Source organism: Bdellovibrio sp. (assembly GCF_047637665.1).
Lineage (GTDB): Bacteria > Bdellovibrionota > Bdellovibrionia > Bdellovibrionales > Bdellovibrionaceae > Bdellovibrio.
In genome coordinates this window covers 20,403-45,370 of sequence record NZ_JBLJBT010000001.1, presented here as the reverse complement: position 1 = coordinate 45,370, position 24,968 = coordinate 20,403, and the positions used below count along the sequence as shown (strand labels likewise).

Sequence of the window (24,968 nt, the reverse complement as noted above, 5' to 3'; positions counted from 1 at the left end):
GATCGGGATCGAACCGACGACCTCAACACTGCCAGCGTTGCGCTCTCCCAGCTGAGCTACAGCCCCACGTCTTACTGAGAAAACCATTATGCTAAAATGGTTTTCAAATTTCCAGAATTAGTTCATCAACACGACGCATGAAGATATCTCTAAAGCAAGGGATGTTCAGAACGAGCCTTCAGACGACTCCATCGACGATCCACTTCTTGTTGAAAAGCCTCCAGCGCCTCTGAGTATTCCGGCTTTAAAAGATGTTTGGATTTCCCCATCATCTCCAACCACGCTTTTAAAGGAATCTTGCGCCCCTCTTTTTCAGGATCATAGCTTAACCGAGTCAATCCATGCTCCACCTCATAAAGAGGAAAGAAGCAGGAGTCCGCGGCTTTTTGCAAGATCTCTTGCCCGTACTTTTCCTCTGAGGCCCAATTCAAGGGACAACTGATCAGAATTTTGCCAAACACCAGGCCTTCATTTTTGGCATACCATTGAGCCTTCGCCGCCTTGGCAACAAGATCCGTTCCATAGGACTCAATCGCCGTGAATACGTAGGAAATTCCGGTCGCCGCCATAATCGCCACTGTGTCTTTATGATGAAAGGATTTACCAAAGGACGTTTTCCCAATATGGCTGGTGACAGTTTCTTTGCCGAAGGGCGTGGTGTAGCTAAGCTGCCCGCCCGTATTCATATATCCTTGGTTGTCATACTCCAGAATAATCATCTTATGATTGCGTAAGGCCGTGCCAATCGTCGGCCCCATACCGATGTCCATTCCTCCATCACCTGTGATCATCACAAAAGTGATATCCTCCCCGATGGCAATTTCCCCACGGCGTTTTTTCTCATAGAAAACTTCCACCAGTCCCGACAAGGTCGGAGCCCCATTTTGAAAAAGATTGTGAAGGTAGGTCACACGATGCGCACTGAAAGGATAATCTGTCGTCACCACCATGGCGCAGCCGGTGTGATAAAGAACCACGACGTCCCCTTCAATGCCTTTAAAAAACTGATCCAAACCAGAGAAAATTCCACACCCCGGACAAGCCCCATGCCCCGGAGCGATCCTTTTGGGACGAGCCACCAAAAGACTTGGATCCGCCACCGTGACTTTCAGGGGAGAATTCTTTCCCTCACTTTTCACGACTTCAACTTGGGTCAAGCCCTGACTCATTTCTTCTCGAGATAACGGTGGCAAGACTTGAGGAGGCAGATTTTTTTTACTTCCAGCCTCTGTCCCTAAAAAACCAAAAGAAGGAACAGAGCGAGGACTCGCAATAGCAGATAAAGCTTCCTCAATAAAAAGAGCAGCGCCTTCTTCACGGAAGTCCTTGCCACCAAGTCCATAGATGCGACTCAAGGTGATCACTTTACAAGAAGGATCCGCCAATAAAGTCGCTCGCACCTCATGACTCAACGGTCCTCCGGCAGAGCCCGGAGTATCGCTTCTTTCACCGATGAGAACCGATGACACCTTTTGTGTCGCCACCTTAAGGTCTTCTGCGGGGAAAGGACGAAGCAGGTTCGGGCGAAGAACTCCGACCTTTTTTCCATCAACACGAGCCTGGTCAATGACATCCTTGGACGTTTCCGCAGCCGAATTCAACAAAAAGAGTGCGGCTGTTGCGTCTTCCATTTGATAGGTCTCTAAGGCGGGATAACTGCGTCCACTCAAATCTTCAAACTCAGCGGCGATCTGTTTATAAACTTGGGCTGCCGCCTCATGCGCTTGATGAAGTTGGAATTTATTATTGATTAGATCCGGATCATTCATATATGGACCCACCGTCACAGGCTGACGGGGATTCAAAGTTGAAAAGGTGTCTTTTCTTTCACCGATAAAGTCTTGCACCACTTTGGCGTCTTTAAAGATCTTCGCCGATTGTCGTTGATGACTGGTAAAGAAACCATCACTCACCACCATCACGGGAAGCCGGACCTCGGGATGCTCCCCTAACTTTACAGCCATAATGTTCATGTCATAAACAGCCTGCGGAGTCGACGCCATCAAAATAATCCAACCCGTTTGCAGGGCGTACATTAAATCCGAATGATCACAGCGAATATCTAAAGGACCACTCACTGAACGCGTGACTAAGTTCAACACCATGGGTAAACGACTGCCAGCCTGAACTGGCAGTTGCTCAAGGCTGTATAAAAAACCATTGGCACTTGTTGCATTTAAAACACGAGCTCCGCCCGTCGTAGCACCGAAACAAGCGCCCGCCGCCCCATGCTCCCCGTCCGCCGGCAAAAGAACTGTCGACACTTCCCCTTTGGCTTTCATGCGATCAATGATCTGCGCAATTTCCGTCGAAGGAGTGATGGGATAATAACCCATGAAGTGAAATTGAATCGCCTTGGCTGCCTCGGCTGCCAATTCATTGCCCGTCATAAAACGATCAAGTTGTTCTGCTTTCATAATCTAGTCTCTCTGCGTTTTTGAATGAATCTGTGGAAAAAGATGTTGGCTCTTTTCTTCCTCTGTCAGTTCCCCTTCGGGGACTGTGACCAAGGCCTGCACCGGACAAGCCACCACACACTTCTGACATCCTTTGCAGTATTGATAGTCAATGCCTTGAAGTTGTGGTGCCTGTTTTTTTTCGGGATCGATTTTCCAGACAAAACAATAATCAGGGCAGACCATGTCACAGTAGCCGCAATTAAAACAAATCTCTGAAAGAAAGCGCGGAAGAAGACCTTTGCGACTGGCACTGTTATCTTTAAGGATGGTATTCCCTGGATTCACAATGAGGCCACCCAACGGAGCATTCTCCCACCCCATCCGAGGAAGAACCTCGGGAGGACGATCGACACTGGCTTGAGAATCTTCAAAAAGATACTCTTTGGTTTTCTTTACCCCCGCCTCATAACCCTCGGCATTGTGCTTTTGTACCTGTTCTGGCAAATGAGAGAAGAAACGCAAGAAGGTCTTTAACAAAAGATCGCTAGAGACCTCAGGACAAAACTTTGTAATGGCTCCAAGCATAATTGCGTTCAAACCACACTCATGCTTCAAAGCCAACGTGGTGGCATCAATTGTGGCGAATTTTCGAACCTTAAAACCTAAGGGGAATTGAATTTCATCGGGGCTTTTGGTCGAATTGATAAGAAGATCAGTATGAGCGGTAATGCCCTCAAGGCATTCGGGATGAGTCTGCAAAAGCGACTCATGAAATATCACAAGCACATCGGGGTGCTTGATAAACGAAGCCGTGCGAATGACTTTGCCTTCCGTTGAAAAACGGACGAACGACTTTACCGGCGTTCCCTTTTTTTCAGATCCAAAGCTAGAGAAATGATTTCCAGTATAACCCATCCCCAGAACAGCGGCCTCAGCAAATATTTTTCCTGCCGAGTTCGCCCCTTGCCCGCCAATGGCTTCCATACGAATACTGACGGTTTTGCGGGCGTAAATAGGTTCTTCTTTTGATTTCCGACCAAAGATCCACATGGTGGGCCTCCCTCAGTATCACACCACCAGAGGCCCCCTTTTGCCAAGTCTTGTTGCAGTCCAATTTAGGACTACGAGTTTGTGGGGTTCCACAATATCCTCCGAGGGACCAGCACCGGGTAAGACAATGTGAGACTGACACCTTTTTTACTTTTCAATTTCTCGAGGGTTTTTAGGCTCTTTCTTTTCTTCCTCTTCGATAAAATCCGGCATCTTTTGAAAGCTAATGCCCATACGCTCCCCCACCACCTCAAAAGCATGTTGGACATCCTTTTTTCGAACATCCCGTTTTCTAAAACGATCCACCAGGGAGTACGTCGCCGGAACAACGTAAAGGGTGAGCAAGGTCGAAACAAAAACACCGCCAATCAGTGTGATGGCCATCGGCTTAAAGGTCTCTGATCCTGCCCCCGTGGCCAAAGCAGAAGGGACTGCGGCGGCCATGGTCGCAAACGAGGTCATAATAATGGGACGAAGACGCACAGGACAGGCTTGCTTCAAAGCCTCATCGGCCCCCACTTTATCGCGATCACGAACCGCATTGGTGAAATCAATCAATAGGATCGAATTCTTCTTCACAATACCCATCAACAACAGAACCCCGATCATTGAGTACATATTGATACTTTGCCTCATTAAGACCAGCGCAAAAAAAGCTCCACTAAAACTAAAGGGCAGAGCCATTAAAACCGTGAGAGGATCCAAAAAAGAATTAAACTGTGTCGCCAAAACCATATAGGCAATCAAAACTCCTAAAAACAAAGCAAAAAGAAGACTGTTGAAGGACTCCTGAAAAGTTTTGGCAGAGCCCGATTGTGCAACCGTGTATGTCGGAGGCAACAAAGACCGGGCCTTGTCTTGAATAAATTGAAGCGCTTTTTCTTGAGAAGCCCCCGGCTTGAGATTGGCGTAAATTGAGATCGCCCGCTGTCGATCCACACGGGTAATTTGTTGCAAACTTGGTTTTTGCTCAAGCTTACTGACACTAGAAAGAGGAATGAGGTTGTTGCGATCATTGGCAATCAGAAGATCTTTAAACTCTTCACGGGGCTCGGGACGTTTTTCAAGTTGAACGTAGATGTCGTAACGATGCCCTCCCTTCGTGTACTGTCCATTTTTCACTCCTCCGATCAAGGCCTGAACGGTGTTGCCGATGTTGTCGATGCTCACGCCTCTCATCGCGGCGTTATCTCGATCAGGGACAATGCGTATTTCTGGCATTCCTTCCAGGTAATCTGAATCCACGTCCACCATCAAATCTGAATTCCGCATCTCTTTTTTCATTCTCTCATTAAGTTCGGCCAACTTATTCCACTCCGGCCCCTGCAAAATAAACTCAACCGGATAACCTCTTCCGGTTGAAAATCCCCGACTGGAAAGATCCAACATAAAAACTTTGACGCCTTCAAGCTTTCCCAACTCCGTTCGAGCAACCCCCATGAACTCCTGCTGAGAAAGTTCCTTTCCCAACTTCGGATCAATTCCTCGTTGTCCTTGATCTTTTAAAGTCACAAACATCATTCCGGTATTCGCGTCACTGCCACCAGCAGAACCCAATCCGCCTACGGCCACATAGAGATGTGACAACTCGGGGCGCGCCCTCAACCACTTTTCAATCTCTTTAGCTTTTTCATCCGTACTTGCCAACGAAGCCCCTACAGGAAGCATCAATCGCAAAATGAACAGCCCCTGATCTTGTGTTGGGGTCAGCTCTTTATTTAAAAAACTGAGAGAAAAAAATGAGGCCCCCACGAACACGACAGACCCTAGTAAAACCTTCCAACGATGTCTTAAAGTCCAACTCAACGTGCGCGAATAAAAATTTCTCCAGGCTTCCATAACCCCTTCAAACATCCTTCCCAACCGAGTCGTTCTTTCCCCTGGATGGACAAAGCTTGAACAGCGCATCGGAGTGATGGTCAAAGACTCCAACAAAGACAAAGCAACGGCCAGCGAGATGGTCACTCCATATTGAAGGAAGAATCGTCCAATCACTCCCTTCATAAAAGCCACGGGCAAAAAGATGGCAATGATGGCGATCGTCGCCGCCAACGCGGCAAAGGTGATTTCCCGAGCGCCCAGTATTGAAGACTCAATCGGGCCATAGCCCTTTTCGTTATATCTGAATATATTTTCTAGAACCATGATCGCATCGTCGACAACGATACCAATAGCCAATGTCAGCCCCAAGAGGGTGAATGTATTGAGCGTAAAACCAAAAAAGTAGATGCCAATAAAAGCTCCCATGATCGAAGTCGGAATCGCCAAGAGCACGTTCACAGTGGCGGTAAAACTTCCCAAAAACACCCAACAGACCAACGCCGTCAAAAGAACGGCCAAAGTCAGATGCTTGATCATTTCAGAGACAGCCTGTTCGATGTAGCGAGAAGAATCAAAGTTGATCTGCAACTTCATACCCGGAGGAAGTTGAGATTGAATCTCCTGCATTCGTTGTTTCACGCCCTGGGCCACCGCCACCGCATTGGCCCCTAACTGCTTTTTAATCCCCAAGCCCAAAGCCTGCACTCCATCAAAGCGAGAAAGCCGATAGACTTCAGCGAGGGACTCTTCAGCATAGCCCACTTCCTTCAAACGCACGACATTCAAGGGATCTTGAATGGTCATTCCGGCCCGACGGTTGATGATCATGTCATCAAAACCCTTGGCATCGATAAATTCCCCCAAAGTTCTGACATTAAAAGAACTTTCTTTATTTTGAATGAATCCACCTGGAACTTCAGCATGTTGGGAATTGATTGATTGAAGAACATCGCCAACCGCCATATTTTTTTGTAGAAGCTTTTTCGAATTCAACCACACCCGCATCGCCGGGGCCGTATAGCCGCCCAACAGAATGTCTCCCACACCAGGAACTGTGGTGAAATAGTTTTTCAGATAGTCCTTGGCATAAGTCATTAGAAAATACGGATCGGCCTTTTCATACGTCAAAGCCAGCCAAATAATCGGCTGATCATCAGGATTGGTTTTGGTGATGACTGGAGGATCCACATTGGTAGGCAGAAGTCGCTGGGCTTGCGCCACCTTGGTTTGCACCTCTTGCAGGGCCACATCGATATTTCTATCCAACGCAAATTCAATGGTGATATTCGAGATTCCCGTTTTACTCACCGAACTGATGCGCTCCACCCCTTCCACCGAAGAAAGCGCATCCTCCACCGGATCTACCACACTGGTTTCCATGATTTCCGGAGCCGCCCCCTGAAGGGTCAACGCCACATTCACGACGGGAAAATCCACATCTGGTAACTGACTGACCCCAAGACGCATAAAAGATATAAAACCGAAAATAATGAATGCTGCAAACAACATCCATGAGAAAACGGCGTTACGAATTGACACGTCGGAGATGCGCATTTTGCCTCCTCCGACATTTTACTAGCGATTAAAAATTCACGGGAGAGGGAGTCCATGTCCTTGGCAAGACACATGAAACCCCCTGATGGATAGCACCCTTTAGCGCACTCGGGCTCGCAAAAGATCTTGAACGTGTAAGATGCCGACCGGCTTCTTAGGATGAGAAGACTCTTTGTCTAAAACAAATAGCATATTGATCTGAAACTGCTCCATAACAAATAAAGCTTTTTCAGCCAGTTCGTGAGCATCGATTGTGCGCGGATTGATGGTCATCAAATCCTTTGCAACCCCTGTTAAAGGATCACTGCTTTTTTCAAGCCGACGACGAATTTGACCGTCAGTGATGACTCCGACAAGATCTCCCTTATCGTCTACCACGCCCGCAGCGCCACGGACATCCTTGTGAGTCATAATCGAAAAGACTTCGCGAATGGGTGTTTCAAGTCCCACCGTGGGCAAAGCCTCCCCAGTATGCATAACATCTTTTACAATCGTCAAAAGACGATAGCCAAGACTTCCTCCGGGGTGAAATTGCGCGAAATCTTCAGAGCTAAATCCTTTTTCTGCCATCACCGCCATGGCGATAGCATCACCCATCGCCAGGGTCGCGGTACTGCTGGCCGTCGGAGCCAATCCCAAAGGACAAGCCTCTTCGGAAACATGCACGTTCAAAGTCACTTGCGCCGCTTTTGCTAAAGACGACGTGGGCTTCCCTGTGATCGCGATCAAGGGAATTCCTTTTCTAGCGACAAACTTCAGAATTCCAGCAAACTCCGGGGACTCTCCGCCATAAGAAATGGCAATCACAACATCGTTGTTCTCAACGACTCCCAGATCACCATGGGAACTTTCTGCCGGATGAAGAAACACCGCCGGCGTCCCCGTTGAAGAAAAAGTGCTCGCCAACTTTCGCGCGATCTGTCCTGACTTTCCCATGCCGGTCAGAATCAACTTCCCGTCACAGGCTTTGATCATATTCACAACCTGCTCAAACTCCGCACCGATGCGTTCGCGCATTCCCATAATCGCTTGAGCTTCGACCTCGAGGACTCTAAGACCTTGTTGCACTATTTTCGACATCACTTTAGGACCTTTCTTACTTCTTCTTCAAACTGGCTTTCACAAAATGCACAAAGAGCGGATGTGGAGCCAAGGGTTTGGATTTAAATTCGGGATGGAACTGCACCCCGACAAACCAAGGATGATCCGGAAGCTCGACAATTTCGACAAGATCACGCTCTTTACAGATTCCCGAAGCAACCATGCCATTCTTTTCAAACAAAGCTTTATACTTATTATTAAATTCAAAGCGATGACGATGACGTTCCATGATCGAATTGGCCTTATACACCTGGTGAGCCCGGGTGCCTGACACTAAAGCACATGGGAAAGCCCCCAAGCGCATTGTACCCCCTTTGTTCACCAAACCTCTTTGTTCGACCATCGAGTCGATCACAAAATTACCGCTGCGTTTGTTTTCCGCATGGAATTCACGGCTGGTCGCATCTTTGATTCCGCATACGTTGCGCGCAAACTCAATCGCGGAAAGCTGCATTCCAAAACAGATTCCAAAGAAGGGAACTCTTTTTTCACGGGCATATTTGATCGCCGTGATTTTGCCTTCCACGCCTCGGGTGCCGAAACCGCCCGGCACCAAAATACCATCGACTTTTCCCAAAAGCTGATGAACTGTTTTATCCGTTACTTTTTCAGAATCCACATAGATGATTTCAACGCGGGAGTTGTTCGCAATACCGCCATGAACCAAGGCTTCATGCAAAGATTTGTACGACTCTTTCAAGTCCACATACTTACCCACAACTCCGATTTTCACGGTGTGAGCCGGGTTCTCAAGAACCTTCACCAGATTCTGCCAACCCTTCAAATTAGGTTTTCCAGGTGAAAGCCCCAAACGGGAAACAATCAGTTCATCCAGCTTTTCTTTATTCAAAGCCAAAGGCACTTCATAAATAAACCGACTGTCTTGCGCCGCAATCACGTTTTCAGTTTTCACTGAACAAAACAAGGCAATCTTGGCTTTCAAATTATCATCAATGACTTTTTCACTGCGACAAACCAGGAAATCTGGCTGCAAGCCGATCTCACGCAACTCTTTCACCGAGTGCTGAGTCGGTTTTGATTTAAGCTCTCCAGCGGCGGCAATATAAGGAACATAAGTCACATGCAAAAGAACGGAATTTTCTTGTCCCACATCCAAACGCATCTGACGAATGGCTTCCAAGAAGGGCTGACTCTCGATATCCCCGACGGTCCCGCCAATTTCCACCAGGATGATTTCACTGCCTTGAGCGGCCTCATAGATACGTGCTTTGATTTCTTCAGTGATATGAGGAATCACCTGCACCGTTCCACCTAAATAATCGCCCCGTCTTTCACGAGCCAAAACGGTGTCATAGATTTGTCCCGTCGAAACAGAGTTCGAACGATTCATGAGCGCCGAGGTGAATCGCTCATAGTGGCCCAAATCTAAATCTGTCTCAGCTCCGTCCTCAGTCACATACACTTCCCCGTGCTGAAACGGAGACATCGTGCCTGGGTCCACGTTCAAGTAAGGGTCAAACTTCATAATGGTCACACGATGACCACGCGCCTCAAGCAGCGCCCCTAAACTTGCCGCAGTCAAACCTTTGCCGATCGACGAGACCACGCCCCCCGTGACAAAGATAAATTTTTGTTTCAAAGCCTTCTTCGTCGACTTCGCTGTCGACACCTTCGTTGTTGTCTTTCTCTTCGCCATTACATCCCCTGACTTAAGAGTTTTTCGAGTCTCACCAAATCTTCGGGAGTATCCACCCCGAGACTGGCTTCCTTGACTCTGATTACTTTGATTTTTGCACCTAAATACAAAGCTCTGAGTTGCTCCAGGCTCTCGGCTTTTTCGATGAGGGCCGGTGGAGCTTCACAGAACTGTTTTAAAAATGATTTCGAATACGCATACATGCCAATATGCTTAAGGCATCCTTCGTAGGTGCCCATCTCAGAAGCCTTGCTACGCGAATAAGGAATCGCATAGCGACTAAAATACAAAGCTTCGTCTTTATGGTTCATCACAACTTTAACGGCATTGGGGGACTGCAGGTCTTCTTCTGTGATCGGATGGGCCAGCGTCGCCATATCCATACGGGGCTCGTCGATAAAAACTTGCGCCAAACGATCTATCAGCTCACCCGTAACCAGGGGTTCATCCCCTTGAATATTGACGACGACCTCACACTCTAAATTTTTAATTGCCGCATGGATGCGATCACTGCCGGTGGGAAGATCGCTGGGGGTCATCGCCACTTTAACTCCGACCGCTTCTGCCGCCGCCTTAATACGCTCGTCATCGGTGGCAACAATGACGTCACTGAGGAGTTTTGATTTCTTGGCGCCTTCAATCGTCCACTGAATCAGAGGACGACCTTGGAGATTCACTAGTGGCTTTCCTGGAAAGCGAGTGGACCCATAGCGCGCAGGAATAACTCCGAGAATCTTCATGCTTTCACCCAGTTTTCATAGACGTATTCTTCCACTTCGTCCTGCCCTTCTTTTTTCATCGAAGAGACCGGGAAGACCGCGCTTAACCCTGATGTCTTTTTGACTTTCGCCACCGCCTGCAACATCTGGCTGCGCGACATTTTATCGGCTTTCGTCAACACCACCGCCAAAGGAAAGCCTCGTTGATCAGAGAACTTCTTCAAAAGCTCTTCATCGGGAGTCCATGAACGACGAATATCCATCACTAAAATCAAACCCACCAAGTTTTCACGGGTCATCAGATAAGTTTCAATCATCTGATGCCACTCGGTCATTTCATCCCCAGAACGAGCCGCGAAACCGTAGCCCGGCATATCCACCAAAACGTATGAATCTTCCATATTAAAGAAGTTCAACAGACGAGTTTTACCAGGAGTGGAACTGACCTTTGCGACCTTCCCTTTCGACAGAGCATTGATGAAAGAAGATTTTCCGGCGTTAGAGCGACCCGCGATGGCCACTTCGGCAAGTTTGTTAAGGGGATAGTCTTTTGCCAGAACGGCACTTTTAATAAACTGAATGGTTTTAGGCATAACATAGGCTACCAGAGCCGCCCTCTTTTCTCAATTCTGAGACGTAAGTCTCTGCCTCAATAATCTGGCGAGTCGAAATCCGTCCTCCCCCGTTTAATTCGATTTAGGCCGGGCAAAACCCTTGAATAAGGGATCTGCCATAACAGGAGGCACAAATGAACCAACCCTTTCTAAAGATTCTAAGCGAAAACACGAGAACTCTTCCCCTTACCGAGTTTATGACCCTCGGCAAAGACACCCATTGCCAGATTCACCTTGAAGGACCTCAAATCTCCGAACGCCACGCCCGAATCGAAAGAAAAGACGATGCCTACTTGATTCGAGACCTGAGATCAGGCCTTGGCACCTTCGTCAACGATGCCCGCGTGATGGAGGCCTATCTTCAGGATGGCGACATCATCCGCATTGGCAGCCAAGAGCTTATCTTCTTGGCGAAACTTGAATCCGAAACCAACTTTCCGCTCAAAAGTCGCAACGAAGTTTGGAATCAAGAACTTCAGTCCCTGGGAAACGTCGCTAAAACAGATTTCCCCGTATTGATCCTCGGCCCCTCAGGAACAGGGAAAGACGTCATTGCGCAGTCCCTGCATGACTGCAGCCTTCGTTCCAAAGGGCCTTTGGTCAGCGTCAACTGCAGTGCTTTAAGCGAAACCTTGATCGAAAGTGAGCTTTTCGGTCACGTCAAGGGCAGCTTCACTGGTGCCATCAACGATCGTAAAGGAGCGTTCGAAGCCGCCCGCGGAGGCACTCTGTTCTTAGACGAAATTGGCGATCTGTCTTACAGCTTGCAGGCGAAACTTCTTCGCGCTCTTGAGAACAATGAAATTCGTCCCGTAGGTTCCGACCGCAATGTCAAAACAGATGTCCGTATCATTGCCGCCACCCACCAAAATCTGACTGAAAAAATCAAAGAGGGTGCGTTTCGTTCTGACCTGTATTTCCGTCTGAACGTTTTAACCGTCACGCCTCCTGCTTTGATGTATCGCATGGAAGACTTTGAGGAACTGATCTACAGCTTTGCACGCAAAATGAAAGTTCGTTTTTCCTTTGGAGCTTTGGCTCGCCTCAAAAAACATCCATGGCCGGGTAATATTCGTGAGTTAAAAAACCTCGTAAGTCGTGCGGCGGCTATTTATCCTCGTGAGCAGATCACCGAAACTCATGTTGAAAAACTTCTGGATCGAACACTTTTAGAAAAGCATGACGACGATGCCACAACAAATATTCCGGTCATCAAAGAGATTGAAAAGCAGATGATTTTAAAACGACTCACCGCCAATCGGGGCAATCAACGTCGCACGGCTCGAGATTTAGGAATGCCCAAGAGCACTCTCCATGATCGCTTGAAGTACTACAACATCGATATTTCAGGATTTAAGGTTTAATGATGGCGGTCTTGATGAAAACGCGTCGAACGTAACCCTTGGTCAAAACTTTATTCACTTCTTTGCGCAAACGATCGCAAAGAAGTCTTTTCCCCTCCCCCGAGGAAACCTGATCGAATGTCATTTCTTCGATCGTCCTTAGGAACAAATCTTCAACTTCAGGCTCACGGTCTTTGATTTCCACAACAACTTCAGAGGCCGTGCCTTCCACATAAAATTCGAAAGCCCCCATCGGGTTTTGACCTGACTCGGAAGAGCGACGCAAATTCACAACCATCTTCTTCATCAACAGAACATTCTGAGCTGTTCTGGTAGACTCGTAAAAAGATTCCATTTCATTCTTGGGGTCATATTGATATTTATTTTGAGACCAATCCGCCATGGAGCCGATAAAAAGGTCGCCGTCCTGAGGCATCAGGCCATGAGTTCCCAAGCGGTAGAACAGATATCCAGCAGCTCCTGTCGCGCCAATTAAACCTACAAACGAAAGCTTTTTTACGACGCTGAAGGCTTTAAAAGCATCAAAACCAACACCGATCTTGGCTTTTGATTTTGCAGCCTGTTCCCCCAAATATCTTAACAGCAAAGGGCCTGCGTTCTTGATGCGGTAAATAGCTTGCTCTTTCCACTTTCGCGAGCTCAATCGGAAAGTGGTGCGCTTCATCCTGACTTTGTAGGAAATTTTAGGAAGGAAAGGGAAAATTTTAAGAAGCTTTTTCCGTGCCCCCGTCGCCTCAGACCACAGTTTGATCTCGGCTTCCAAGGTGTACTCAAGATCCAAACCCTCATTGTAGATCTCGATCGGTTCATCATGACCAATTTGAGTCAAAGAATCCGCAAATTCCGGATCCTCACTAGAAATGATAGAGTCCAAAGATTCTAAGGATAATAGCTCCTCAGCCTCCCCTTCGGGCGCCCCCTCCTTCATTTCTTCCTCTACTTTGGTCGTACCCTCGTTGTCTACCAAGTCATGTCTCCCAAGACGATTGTAAGAAAAGAACCAAATACGTCGCAAGAACAATTTATAATCAGACGTCCATCGGCTAGTATAAAGTGCTAGGAGTTTTTTGATGAAAGCCTATTTTCTTGCTCTTTTCGTCGCTTTGCTGGTTTCTGGTTGCTCACAGTTTCAAAGAAGATCCTCAGGAAGCGGCTATGGAGACGAAATCCAGTACACCGACCAAACAAGCCGCACCGGCAGCTATGACAAAATGACCCGTCAAACTGCCTACGAGCTCGGTAAGGACCCCGCCTCCTTGAGCCCTCAAGACCTTCAAGAAATCCGTTCGCGCCAAAAGGTCAAAGAACTGGAACGCTCCCTCAGCTCCAAAAAAGAGCGCGAGCAGTACTCCAAAGTCATTTCATGGCTGAAGAACGATGATGAAAAAATTGAATTCCTCTCGGTGCCCACGATTGAAGGGCGTCAACAGTGGATCAATCGAAAAAATATCTGGTCGCGCGCCCAAGCACCACAAGAAGATATGAAAGGGCTTATTGAAGCTCAGGATATTGCTGTGGGAATGCCGCAAGAGTATGTTCGCCGTTCTTGGGGAGAACCTCTGAGTGTCGAAGTTTCAGGAAACCCTATCTACAAAAACGAACGCTGGAAGTACCAGCGTTTTGTTTCAACTTCTCAAGGGTATCGCCAAGAAACACGCTTCGTTTATTTTGAAGGCGGAAGAGTCGTGGGCTGGGAGACGGAATAGTCTCCCCCTATTAATGATGATCGTCTTCGGAAATTTCTAACGGAGGAAGCTCCATCGTTTTTAGATCTTCCAACGCCTTGGTTTGGAATATTACAGCCTCATCTTCTGACAACCCAATAAGCTCACTATATTCGTGAATCATCAATGCTGTGGACTGAATAGGAATTTCACTGTGAATGACTTTTTGTCCTAGAGAAAATGCACTCACACAGAAGGTGTTGGGTTTTCGACTGACAACACTGGCATCCACGGGCTTTGAGGCAAAGTCAAAACAAGGTCTTTCATCTTCAACCTTGGGACGAATCGTTCCCACGGCGTTGATGATATTATTGTTCCCTTCGAAAATCTTTGCATACAGATTTTGATCAGCAGGACTCATCTCATTATTCTGATATTGAGAGGCTTTGTCTTGAAGATAGATATGCACATATTTGAACGAGGCCTTCACAATCTCTTCAGCAGTTTCTCCGTCCAAAGCTTCATTTGGAGGCGTGGGATTGATCACGTTTCCACCCCCGCCGCTGACTCCGCCTTCGCGAAAGAAGGGACGCGCTTGAGACGTGCAAACAAAAAACATCATTGCCAAAATCAGACTATAACGAAGACCTGTTGAGGACATAGAACCCCCTGCTTGAGAAACTTCTACTCTTTCCTCTATTGACATTCAATTGTAATTAACTAAAAAACAAAGACGCAATTTAGCAATGCTAAAGTGAGGGCTTATGGTGAAATTATCCATTTACGAGTACAAAGATTACAAAAAGTTCCTCATCGACTGGATGGAACAGGCCCCCCAGAAAGGGCGCGGTATGCGGAAACAACTCGCAGAGGCCATTTCCTGTCAGACCGCCTTTATTACACATGTCCTATCCGGAGATTATCATTTAAGCCTTGAACAAGCCGAAGCCAGCGCACGCTGGATGGGGTTGAACGAACAGGAAAGCGAATTTCTACTGCTTCTGGTGATGCACCAACGAGCGGGAACCAAGAGTCTGGAAAATCTTCTTCGTCGTCAGATCTCTGAACGCAGGGAACAACAAGCTGTTCTTAAAAAGCGCGTGAACATTCAAGAAAGCCTCACCCTTGAGGATCAAGCCACTTACTACGGCAGTTGGCATTATGCGGCCATTCACATGGCTCTTCTTAATCCCTCGTTAAGAACCATCGAAGGACTACAGAAATATTTCCAACTCCCACCCGCCAAGCTGATGTCAGTGCTGGACTTCCTTGTTGCGCGAGGATTGGTGAAACAGGAAAAGGGATTCTTCAAAGTGGCCCAGCCCGTTCTGCATTTGGAACTCAATTCACCGCTGCTCACACAGCATCACACGCACTGGCGCTTGAAAGCGATTGATTCCATCGGAACAAAAAGTTTCGACAACCTTCATTATTCCGGAGTGATCTCACTGTCGAAAGAAGATTATGAATGGGTGAGAGAGCGCCTCTCTCACCTTTTAAAAGATGTGGTGGATAAACTCAAAGATTCGCCGGATGAACAATTGGCTTGCTTGAATTTTGACTGGTTCCAAATCTAGAACCTATTCAGGTCGGCCAGCATCAATCCAACGAATAACGAACTCAACTTCTTGAGGAGTCAACGGGCCACTATCCTCAGGTGGTGGCATCTGTTCCCCATCGGTACGAGTGAAGCTGCGCACGATCTTGCTGGTTGCTCCAGGTCCCGCCCACAAACGGCTTCTCTTGGTAATTTCACTGTAAGGATAGAACAACAATCCCGCTGCTTCCAAATCATCAGAATCTGGACTGTGACACTTCAAACATTTGGGCTGAAGAATCTTGGTCATTAAAGTCTGATAGTTCAAAGGCATCTGCTCAATGGGCGTGTTCTCGGGACTTTCTTGCGGATTGTCCGCGACTCCTTTACAAGCTGCCAAATCTCCCACGCGGGTTGTGGAAGTCTCGGGCGCCCCCTGCTGAATCCAACTATCTAAAATTGCTTTGCGACAATCAGATAACGGAGCATAACCGTTTTTTGCCGGAGGCATTGTGTTGGCATGAATCTCGGTTCGGACGGTGTTGAGATTTTGTTGAGTTGACGACAAACTTCCCAACTCTGGCGCGGAATGTCCCACATGACAAGACATGCAGGAGCTCAAAACCGAACTCTTCATCAGATTCCAATCAATCAAAGCCGACTCACTAATAGGAGCCGATTGTTTTCCATTTTGCCCTCCCAAAGCATTGGGATCCTTCACGACGTTGTAGTTACAACCGCAAAAGAAAAGGACGGAGCTACAAATAATAATGGAGTATAAACCACGCATAGTCGGCCTCCTGCCCAGCAAGGGCTAAAGAATTTTGTTTTGTCCAAGTCCCGGTGAATTCAAAGTGAGGACGAGGATAGAATTGAAAACCGATACCATAACGATTCACTTCCGTGCTGGTATCACTGACATCACCCTTCTGATACTCGCCCACGATCAAGGCATCAAAACCCTTAAAAAGGGTGTAACCCAACTTATTATAAGTCACAAAACTGTGAGTGGTTGTGGAGGAACTTTTTTTATCCTGCCAATCCAACTCATTGACCCAATAAAGACGAGGAGAAAAGCCCAGAATCATCCAAGTACCATAGAGATCTCGATCAAACCCATCGTTCTGCCCGCGCCAATAATTCAGGGCCACTTTGTAGCGATCTGCAAAAAAATACTGGGCTTGAAGAATGTACGAAGTCTCTGGATCATCGACCTCGACTTGCTTTGCCACACTGACATTGGATGTCCACTGCTCCCCGGTCCACTGAACCTCGGCCACATTTCGAGTCGCCCCCAGCCCCAGTCCCGTAAAGGACCGCGCAAAAGCAACATGCTCCAAACCATAGACCCCAAACTGAGGCACAAAGCGCCCCGCGCGAAGGGACACTTCATCTTGCGGTTTCCACATGCCATAATAAGAGGTGCCGTAGGGGTACCAGACTTCATCTTCTAATTGTCCAAGAGTCAGCACCAAAGCCCCTTGGTCCCTGACAAAGCCGACGGACATATCCGCCTGCATTTTGATAAAACGCCCGGTCTTAACGGCGGCGTTTTCTTTGTGAACTTGAACCCCGCGAATATCGCCCCCGACCAGAATCCACTGCTCCAGGGTTTCGCGATCCACGGCTCCATGAAGAAAGCCCGCCTCTTTCTCAGTCCCCCAGGTGCTCAGCACCTCTGAAGACAGACTGCGCCCGTAGGAAGTCAACAGACCTCCTCCCGAAGGAGACACATGGCAGGCCGAACAATTATTATACTGAAAACGCGTGAGCTCGGGAAAAGCCCACGCGCGCGTTCCAAACAATATCACTAAGAGCGAAATCCATTTCATAAAGAACTCACTTTAATACCGTGAAGGACGTCTCAATATCCACCTTATCGGCAACCTTCAGCCCCGCATACGCCGGGATATCAATGTTGAACTCGGACAACTTAACAGAGTACTTTGCTTTGACATTGAGATTCTTGCCATCAGCCTCAACATCAAAAACTCCCTCAACCGGTTTCGAGATTCCGTGAAAAGCCAGCGTTCCCGTGAACTTCTGACCATCCAACTTCCCTTCGATCTCAGCAGGAGCTTTTGCCAATTCAAAACTATTTAACGTCAAAGTCGCCGTCGGATAAGACCCCACCTCAAGATATTTGTTCTTCATGTGTTCATCACGAAGATCAATTCCTGTGTTGAGACTGCGCAGGTCCACCTTCAGCTCTCCAGAAACTTTTTTATTATCGATGGCGATCTTACCCTCAGGGCCGCTGCCTTCTCCACCAATGCGAAGCATGGCGGGCTTTCCGATAGCAAGAAATTTCATCTTCCCTGAACTTGCACGCAAATCGATCGTCGCTGCGTGCACAATGCCTGATACCAATAAAACACTGAGAAAAATCGCTCGTTTCATAAAGCCCCCTTCTTAGAAGCCTTGAGAGATTACTTTTCCATCCTGATCCATGTGGATAGAGTAAGTTTGTCCGTTATTAAGATTCACTAGGAACAAAACGCCCGTCGCTTCTTTCTGAATCTCAACAGATTGAACACTTTGCGCGACCACTACATTATCAGCAGACTCACTGAGGTGGTCCACAATCGCCTCTGCGCCCAGATCCAAAATTGTCGCAGCATTGGCGCCATCAAGAAGAGGTCCGTGCGGGAAACGAGAAACAAAGTTTGCAGAAGCGGACGTCGCTTTGCCGGCTTGATCAAAGGTCATCTCGAGAGTATTGGGGTTGCTCTCATCGGCAGAGGGAGAATACATCTTCACACGGAATCCGCCAGACTCTTGAGTCACCTCGACAGTTGTGACATCTGTTAGATAGCTAGCATCGATCTTTCCTTTACTAACAAGACCGGCAAGCTGATAGGAGGACTTTTCTACGACATGCATAGGGGTAATCACTTTCCCCGCGAACGCTGCTACAGAAGCTAAAACTACGGCGACAGATACAAATACCTTTTTCATGGAATTCTCCTTATGGTTTGTGGGAAAGAGCCTTCACAGCCCTTTCCATGCTCTATTCATCATCCCAAAGAGAAGAAGACTCAATTTGAATTTGTTAAATTAGTATTGAGATATTTTAGCATTACTAAAATTACATAAGTGACATCTTCATAGTGCTCTTATTTCGAGTACGAGTGACTACCGAGAGCCCACCACTCAGAACCTTATGATCACAATCAGCCTAGACAACTGTTCTCAATGAAAAAAATATCTAAGAATTGATATTCATTGCTGCATAAATAGCAACTTGTTAATCACCCAGCGCAATAACTCGGAGGCGTTATGAAAAAATTTGTTCTTATAGCTACTCTTATTATCTCTAGCAATGTTCATGCGGAAGAGCCCCGCCTAAAAACGCTCATGGCAACAATGGGAGGACACGCCCAAGGAATTTTATCCGGAATTCTATATGAAGATTATGATGTAATTCAAAACGCCGTGGCCTGGGTTAACAATCACGAACAACCCACTGGCGATCTTGCGATGATAAAAAAAGAACTCGGTCTCGAAGTGCTCAGATTCAAATGGTACGATACTCAAACCCACAATGCCGCAAATGCCATTGGAGAAGCTGCCATTGCTAGAAATATGAAAGAGGTTTCTAGAAATTATGGAATAATGATTTATAACTGCACCAAATGTCACGAAGCCTTCAGAGAACGACTTCGCAACGTCTTACACAAAGAATAGAACTTTACTTTCAAAGGTATAAAACGAAAAAGCCACTTATGAAGTGGCTTTTTCGTTTTATACAGCTTGGTTATCAAAAAAATCAATGAGCCTCGTCCCAGTTGTCGCCGATAGCATAGTTCACTTTCAATGGAACACGCAGCTTCATCACGTTCTCCATGATCGACACAAGATGTGAAGCATGTTTTTTTAAATTCTCTTCAGTCTCTTCGAAAATCAGCTCATCATGTACCTGCAAGAGCATGCGCACGGGCACTTTCTCAAAAACTTCGATCATGGCCTTTTTCACCAAGTCACTGGCGGTCCCTTGAATCGGAGCATTGATAGCAGCTCGTTCACCGAATTTTTTTAGCGCCATATTCTTAGACTTTAGCTCGTCGATATAACGGCGGCGACCAAACAACGTTTCCACATAACCCTTTTCATGAGCTTGTTTGATAGTGCCGTCGATATATTCCCGAACATTTTTAAAACGAGTGAAATAACGATCGATGATATCCTTCGCTTCGGTTCGGGAAATTCCCAGATTCTCAGCAAGACCAAAAGCTCCTTGTCCATAGGCGATTCCAAAGTTCACCGCCTTGGCTGAACGACGAAGTTCTGAGGTCACTTCTTTTAAAGGCACGCCGTAAATCTCTGCAGCAGTGGCAGCGTGAATATCTAAATCTTCAGCGAAGGCTTTGCAGAGGTTCGGATCTTCCGAAATATGCGCCAAAATGCGAAGTTCGATTTGCGAATAGTCCACCGACAACAGTTTCATACGAGGAGCAGCAATAAAAGCCTTGCGCACTTGCTGGCCCCGTTCGGTACGAATCGGAATGTTCTGCAAGTTGGGCTGAGTGCTGGAAAGGCGCCCGGTGGTGGTCAACGCTTGATTGAAGCTGGTGTGCACGCGATCGTCCTTAGGATCAATCATCTCGGGTAAGGCATCAACATACGTCGACTTGAGCTTTGCAAGCTCGCGCCACTGCAAAATCAATTTTGCAATCGGATGCTCAAGTCCCAACAAGACCTCTTCATCCGTCGAATAGCCTGTCTTGGTTTTTTTACCGACAGGAAGCTTCAGCTTTTCAAACAGGATGACTCCCAGTTGTTTGGGGCTTCCCACGTTAAAGGACTCTCCGGCTTCAGAGTGAATCTGCTTTTCAAGCTGTTCAATTTCTATCTTGAGCTCGACACTTTGTTTTGCCAAAAGCTCTTTATCAATACGAATTCCCAAGCGCTCCATGGACAACAGAACACGAGCCAGAGGAAGATCTAATTCTTGGTAGATCTTTTCACTTCCCACCGCCTTTAGTTCCTGAGTTAGAGTCGCTGCTAAATTTCGATGGGCATTATAAAGCGCCGAGGGCGAAGCCATCTCTGGCAAAACATCGGCCATATAGCGCGTATAGATCTTGCCAAAATCGGATGTATCACCCGCCTTCAACACATAAGCCGCCAACTGCGAATCCCAGACCGCCATCGGTGTCTTGGCGCCAATCTTATGCCACAAAGATTTTAAATCAAATCCATGCCAGCGCACCTGGAAGGTGTCCGTCAACTTCCCCAGATATTCTGAATCGGAAACTTCCAAAATTTCTGTCTCGGTGCCAACGAAAACTCCGCGCTGGTCTGAGAATCCCCACAAAGTTTGGTGCTCTGACAAAATTTCAGCCAATTCGCGGGTGTTGAGAGTTCTTTCCGTAAAATGCTTATCATCTTTAGCAATCACTAATGTCGGAGTTGGCTCTTCCGCCTGGGCCGACGCCCCACTTTCGTGGGGCACCTTCTTCACGGGCGCTGGAGCCACGTCTGGGCTTGTGGTGCCGAAAAGACTTTTTTCAAACGATTTAAAGTTCAGCTCGTGTAGAAGTTCTTTTAACTCTTCAGACTTAAATGGTTGCAGTCTGTAGGCTTCGTAGTCCTCGGGGACCGCTAAGTCGGTTACGATGGTCACCAGCTTCTTGGACATAAAAGCATTGTCTTTAGAGGCCATTAGCTTTTCGCGAATGCTTTTACTCTCGACCTTGTCGATGTTCTCATAAATATCTTCAAGAGTTTTAAACTGCTCTAAAAGCTTAATCGCTCCCTTTTCACCGATGCCTTTGACCCCCGGAACATTGTCAGAGGTATCGCCGACGATGGACAGATAATCGATGAATTGATCGGGGCGAACTCCCCATTTTTCAAAGACACCTTGAGCATCATAACGTACGTCCTTCATGGTATCGTAAAGCCACACATGCGGACCCACCAATTGGCCGAAGTCTTTATCGCCACTGACGATGAACACTTCCATGTTGTGATGGCGTCCCCACTTGGTCAGACCTCCAATAATATCATCGGCCTCATAACCAGGGATTTCAAAGGCGGGAATCCCCATGAGATCCGCTAACTTTTTGAAGTAAGGCACCTGTTTGGCTAAATCTTCGGGCATCTCCGTGCGATGGGCTTTATAGCCCTCATACATTTGCTTACGGAAGGACGGCTCTTTACGATCAAAACAAAAAACCAAATACTCGGGCTTTTCTTCCTTCATAAGTTTGATGATCATAGACAGAAAACCGTAAATGGCGTTCACAGGAAGCCCCGAGGGGGCTGTCAACGGCCGGATCGCGTAAAAGGCGCGAAAGAACATGGCACTGACGTCCACGAGATAGAGTTTTTTCATTTGAGTCTCCCAGTGCAAAACTTATCTCTACACTGGGCCGTCATTCTTGTCGATGACTGGCTTATTCTAAGTCTTCTTTGACGCGAGAAAAATCGATTTGCTCTAAGGCATTTTTATCACATTGATGTTCAGCAAAAGGCGCGTACTTCACTTCATCACAGCAAGCCTCGGCTTGCCGAAGAATCAGCTCAAGTTCGTTTTTGATAGACACTTCAATATGACAGTGTCCTTCTTCCCAAGATTCAATTTCTTCTGAAGAGCAGTGCAAGTGATGAGCAAGGTCGGAGCGGCTCCAGCCCAAGCGAAGACGAAGGGTGCGAAGAGATTCTTTGTTCCAGTCTAATGTGTGATTATCAACCATATAAACCTCTAAATTTATTGCCTTATTAGCATCAATTAGAGCAGTAATACTAGTCGTATTATACATGGGAGACAGCAGGTAATGCGATGGGCTAAGGCCTATTGTTCAGGAAAAACAAAAACAAGGTCGTGCTCTCCCGCCAGATCCAATTTATCGCGAGCCTGGCGCTCAATAAAGGCGGGATCTTTGGCTTGCCTCAACTGGCCCGACAGGTTGGAAATATTCTCACGAGTCTGCTGAATCTCTGCGTTAATGCGATCGAAATCCCGATGAAGGCCCCAGAGTCTGAAGAGGTTTCCATTAAGAACAATGGAAACTGAAAGAACCACAAGACAGCACATCGCCACCTTCGTGGGTTGATTTAAAAAGCGGCGAAGACCTACGGCAAACTGAGTGTAAGACATGAGTTTATTCTAACGCTCATTTATTTGTGCTGGCTACAGGACTGAAGACCAGAGTCACTGACATCTTCTGTGGATGCCAGTGACTGGAAGGAAAAAACTATCGGAAGGCCGCTTTGTCCCAGTACAAGCCCATGCCACCAAGGTCTTCCTCAATGCGAAGAAGTTGGTTGTACTTCGCGGTTCTCTCACCACGGCACAAGCTGCCTGTTTTAATTTGATGACAATTCAAAGCCACCGCTAAATCTGCAATCGTCACATCTTCTGTTTCGCCAGAGCGATGAGACATGATCGTGCGGTATTTATTTCTTTGCGCCAAGTTCACGGCTTCAAATGTTTCCGTCAATGTTCCGATTTGATTTACTTTCACCAACAAGGCATTGCCGGCTTTCTTTTCAAGCCCCATTCGCAAACGCTTGGGATTGGTCACAAAAAGATCGTCACCAATCAGCTGAACCGTCGAACCTAATTCGGACGTCGCTTTCACCCAAGAGTCCCAGTCATCTTCGGCGAAACCATCTTCAATAGAAACCAAAGGATATTTCTCTGCCCAGGATTTATAGATGCCCAAAAGCTCTGATGCTGCAATATGGCCGCCCTGCCACTCGTACTTGCCGTCTTTGTACATTTCCGTAGAAGCCACATCCAAAGCCAGGAAGACATTCTGTCCAGGATCGTATCCGGCATCGACGATCGCACTCATCAAAAGGTCCAAAGCCTCTTGATTAGAACCCAGTTTCGGCGCGAATCCACCTTCGTCACCGACCGCCGTAGAAAGACCTTTTTTCGCCAAGATCTTTTTCAACGTATGGAAAATCTCGGCCCCCGCTCTCAAAGACTCGGCGTAGGAGTTGTTGACGGTTGGCACGATCATGAACTCTTGAATATCCAATCCATTGTTCGCGTGCGCTCCACCGTTAAGAACGTTCATCAAAGGCACCGGCAAACGGCAAGCTTGCGAGCCACCGACATAACGATACAAGGGCAGCTTGCTATCAGCGGCAGCGGCTTTTGCTACGGCCAAAGACACGCCCAGGATCGCGTTAGCACCTAAATTCGATTTATTTTCTGTTCCGTCGATTTCACGTAAAATCTTATCAATGTAAACTTGCTCAGTGACTTGAAGACCCATGATTTCAGGAGCGATTTTTTCGCGAACATTATCAACAGCTTTGAAGACGCCTTTACCCAAATAACGATTTTTATCACCATCGCGAAGCTCACACGCTTCATGTGCTCCGGTGGAGGCGCCAGATGGAACGGCCGCACGGCCAATATTACCTTCTGCTGTTGTCACTTCTACTTCCACCGTAGGGTTTCCACGGCTATCCAAGATTTCACGGGATACGAGGCCGACGATTTCAGACATGATGATTTCCTTCTTTCTCGGAGTTTTTATTGTTCATTTTTTTTACTAATTCCATACTTTCAAAAACCGTGCGTGGATACTGGGCTTTGACGTGTTCCCAATCCACGCGTCTCATCGCTTCTTTCACAGCGGGAGTCATCTTTCCTTGAGCCACCAGCATGGTGATCAACTGCTGGGCTCTGACCATGTAGTCATGCATCCGCGCCAAGTTCTGATTCAAAACATAACCCGGCGATTCACTATCAAAACTCAAGTGCGACAACGAGCCCTCATGAGGAAGTAACGTGGTTTTGGCTGCCGTTTCCACGGGAGCATCCACTTGCGCCGTCAGTTGTATTTTTTGTTTTTCATAGTCACGGATCTTTTCTTCAAGATCGCCGACATATTTTTGTAAATCTTCACGTTCACGCTGAGTTCGCTGCAAATCCTCAATCAGACTTTGGAATAAAGCCGGACTGACCTGATGACCGACGCTTTCGCTAAAAATAGAATTTTGCTGGGTCGACCAGTTCAACTTGATCGTGATGCCTTCCCACTCGCAAATTGCTGGAGGCTGCCCCACATAGACCGGCAAAGACTCAAACGCCGCCCTCAGATATGTCGTCACCAAAGGATATTGCTCCGCAGGCAAGGGAAGATCAAAAGAGATACTCACTTCATCGCGACGAAGATTTTCAATCGGCGGCTTCGGAGAAATAAAATACGAAAGAAATTGTTCCGGTTGATTAAAGATCTCTTGCGGGCGAGGCATCATGCGTAGAACGCTGTCGAGAACTCCCCAAGCTCGCAGCGTGGGTCCTTCATGTCCGGCTCTTTGCAAAATATTTCCATCGCGCTTGAGCGGCAAACGCAGAGCCATCTCAAGAAAGGCCTCCATATCCGGAGCCGTGATCCAATACGACGAATCCCTAAGCAGTTCCACCGGAAGATGGGTCTGCTCATAAAGAGGCGTCAGGTCTTCACCCTGGTCCTCCAAAATATTCAAAACTGCGTTCGAAATCTTACAACTAAAGTGCA

The 24,968-nt window shown here is 47.3% G+C and carries 22 protein-coding genes and 1 tRNA gene; 4 read left to right on the top strand and 19 right to left on the bottom strand.

Annotated features, from left to right (window positions below; all coding sequences use genetic code 11):
- From ACM64D_RS00205 to yihA, 8 genes are all read right to left on the bottom strand, one after another.
- Positions 1-58: transfer RNA gene (locus ACM64D_RS00205), tRNA-Ala, on the bottom strand.
- A 91-nt stretch (positions 59-149) separates the two neighbouring features.
- Positions 150-2,417 carry a thiamine pyrophosphate-dependent enzyme gene (locus ACM64D_RS00200; RefSeq protein WP_415061157.1) on the bottom strand — a complete coding sequence of 756 codons (2,268 nt, stop codon included), beginning with the start codon at positions 2,415-2,417 and terminating at the stop codon, positions 150-152.
- Between the two features lie 3 nt (positions 2,418-2,420).
- Complete coding sequence (locus ACM64D_RS00195) at positions 2,421-3,449, bottom strand: 2-oxoacid:acceptor oxidoreductase family protein (protein ID WP_415061156.1); 1,029 nt, start codon at positions 3,447-3,449, stop codon at positions 2,421-2,423.
- 147 nt (positions 3,450-3,596) lie between these two features.
- A complete protein-coding gene (locus ACM64D_RS00190) occupies positions 3,597-6,824 on the bottom strand; it encodes an efflux RND transporter permease subunit (protein WP_415061155.1) in 3,228 nt (1,075 codons plus the stop codon).
- 99 nt (positions 6,825-6,923) lie between these two features.
- The gene (locus ACM64D_RS00185) at positions 6,924-7,904 is read right to left on the bottom strand and encodes a KpsF/GutQ family sugar-phosphate isomerase (protein ID WP_415061159.1); all 981 of its coding nucleotides are present in this window, start codon (positions 7,902-7,904) and stop codon (positions 6,924-6,926) included.
- 16 nt (positions 7,905-7,920) lie between these two features.
- A complete protein-coding gene (locus ACM64D_RS00180; protein ID WP_415061158.1) occupies positions 7,921-9,525 on the bottom strand; it encodes a CTP synthase in 1,605 nt (534 codons plus the stop codon).
- 56 nt (positions 9,526-9,581) lie between these two features.
- On the bottom strand, positions 9,582-10,322 hold the full coding sequence (gene kdsB, locus ACM64D_RS00175; protein WP_415061154.1) for a 3-deoxy-manno-octulosonate cytidylyltransferase: 741 nt from the start codon (positions 10,320-10,322) through the stop codon (positions 9,582-9,584).
- Positions 10,319-10,894 (bottom strand): ribosome biogenesis GTP-binding protein YihA/YsxC, encoded by a 576-nt coding sequence (gene yihA, locus ACM64D_RS00170; RefSeq protein ID WP_415061153.1) that lies wholly within the window; start codon positions 10,892-10,894, stop codon positions 10,319-10,321. Before yihA ends, kdsB begins: the two co-directional genes overlap by 4 nt.
- Before the next feature lie 155 nt (positions 10,895-11,049).
- On the opposite strand from yihA, the gene ACM64D_RS00165 reads away from it, so the two are divergent.
- On the top strand, positions 11,050-12,279 hold the full coding sequence (locus ACM64D_RS00165) for a sigma 54-interacting transcriptional regulator (protein ID WP_415061152.1): 1,230 nt from the start codon (positions 11,050-11,052) through the stop codon (positions 12,277-12,279).
- On the opposite strand, the gene ACM64D_RS00160 is transcribed toward ACM64D_RS00165, so the two are convergent.
- Positions 12,269-13,246 carry a flagellar basal body-associated FliL family protein gene (locus ACM64D_RS00160; protein WP_415061151.1) on the bottom strand — a complete coding sequence of 326 codons (978 nt, stop codon included), beginning with the start codon at positions 13,244-13,246 and terminating at the stop codon, positions 12,269-12,271. The two genes, ACM64D_RS00165 and ACM64D_RS00160, sit on opposite strands and share 11 nt — an antisense overlap.
- A gap of 103 nt (positions 13,247-13,349) precedes the next feature.
- On the opposite strand from ACM64D_RS00160, the gene ACM64D_RS00155 reads away from it, so the two are divergent.
- Positions 13,350-13,985, top strand: a complete 636-nt coding sequence (locus ACM64D_RS00155) for a hypothetical protein (RefSeq protein ID WP_415061150.1) — start codon at positions 13,350-13,352, stop codon at positions 13,983-13,985.
- 10 nt (positions 13,986-13,995) lie between these two features.
- Here the strand turns inward: ACM64D_RS00155 and ACM64D_RS00150 are convergent, their stop codons facing one another.
- Positions 13,996-14,604: a hypothetical protein gene (locus ACM64D_RS00150; protein ID WP_415061149.1), complete on the bottom strand. Its 609-nt coding sequence runs from the start codon at positions 14,602-14,604 to the stop codon at positions 13,996-13,998.
- 103 nt (positions 14,605-14,707) lie between these two features.
- On the opposite strand from ACM64D_RS00150, the gene ACM64D_RS00145 reads away from it, so the two are divergent.
- Positions 14,708-15,520: a TIGR02147 family protein gene (locus ACM64D_RS00145; protein WP_415061148.1), complete on the top strand. Its 813-nt coding sequence runs from the start codon at positions 14,708-14,710 to the stop codon at positions 15,518-15,520.
- A gap of 3 nt (positions 15,521-15,523) precedes the next feature.
- Here the strand turns inward: ACM64D_RS00145 and ACM64D_RS00140 are convergent, their stop codons facing one another.
- Genes ACM64D_RS00140 through ACM64D_RS00125 form a run of 4 tightly spaced genes read right to left on the bottom strand, consistent with a single transcriptional unit; the run spans position 15,524 to position 18,438 of the window.
- On the bottom strand, positions 15,524-16,270 hold the full coding sequence (locus tag ACM64D_RS00140) for a hypothetical protein (RefSeq protein ID WP_415061147.1): 747 nt from the start codon (positions 16,268-16,270) through the stop codon (positions 15,524-15,526).
- A complete protein-coding gene (locus tag ACM64D_RS00135) occupies positions 16,239-17,312 on the bottom strand; it encodes a hypothetical protein (protein ID WP_415061146.1) in 1,074 nt (357 codons plus the stop codon). Before ACM64D_RS00135 ends, ACM64D_RS00140 begins: the two co-directional genes overlap by 32 nt.
- Before the next feature lie 7 nt (positions 17,313-17,319).
- Positions 17,320-17,880 carry a YceI family protein gene (locus ACM64D_RS00130; RefSeq protein ID WP_415061145.1) on the bottom strand — a complete coding sequence of 187 codons (561 nt, stop codon included), beginning with the start codon at positions 17,878-17,880 and terminating at the stop codon, positions 17,320-17,322.
- Between the two features lie 12 nt (positions 17,881-17,892).
- On the bottom strand, positions 17,893-18,438 hold the full coding sequence (locus ACM64D_RS00125; protein WP_415061144.1) for a hypothetical protein: 546 nt from the start codon (positions 18,436-18,438) through the stop codon (positions 17,893-17,895).
- Between the two features lie 321 nt (positions 18,439-18,759).
- Here ACM64D_RS00125 and ACM64D_RS00120 point away from each other — a divergent pair, with 321 nt between their 5' ends.
- The gene (locus tag ACM64D_RS00120) at positions 18,760-19,167 is read left to right on the top strand and encodes a hypothetical protein (RefSeq protein ID WP_415061143.1); all 408 of its coding nucleotides are present in this window, start codon (positions 18,760-18,762) and stop codon (positions 19,165-19,167) included.
- Between the two features lie 82 nt (positions 19,168-19,249).
- Here the strand turns inward: ACM64D_RS00120 and polA are convergent, their stop codons facing one another.
- From polA to ACM64D_RS00095, 5 genes are all read right to left on the bottom strand, one after another.
- Entirely contained in the window at positions 19,250-21,820 is a 2,571-nt protein-coding gene (polA, locus tag ACM64D_RS00115) for a DNA polymerase I (RefSeq protein WP_415061142.1), read from the bottom strand.
- A 61-nt stretch (positions 21,821-21,881) separates the two neighbouring features.
- Complete coding sequence (locus ACM64D_RS00110; RefSeq protein ID WP_415061141.1) at positions 21,882-22,181, bottom strand: XRE family transcriptional regulator; 300 nt, start codon at positions 22,179-22,181, stop codon at positions 21,882-21,884.
- 98 nt (positions 22,182-22,279) lie between these two features.
- Complete coding sequence (locus ACM64D_RS00105) at positions 22,280-22,585, bottom strand: septum formation initiator family protein (RefSeq protein WP_415061140.1); 306 nt, start codon at positions 22,583-22,585, stop codon at positions 22,280-22,282.
- 97 nt (positions 22,586-22,682) lie between these two features.
- Positions 22,683-23,951, bottom strand: a complete 1,269-nt coding sequence (gene eno, locus ACM64D_RS00100; protein ID WP_415061139.1) for a phosphopyruvate hydratase — start codon at positions 23,949-23,951, stop codon at positions 22,683-22,685.
- On the bottom strand, positions 23,944-24,936 hold the full coding sequence (locus ACM64D_RS00095; RefSeq protein WP_415061138.1) for a hypothetical protein: 993 nt from the start codon (positions 24,934-24,936) through the stop codon (positions 23,944-23,946). The genes eno and ACM64D_RS00095 overlap by 8 nt, the downstream gene beginning before the upstream one ends.
- Positions 24,937-24,968: the final 32 nt, after the last annotated feature.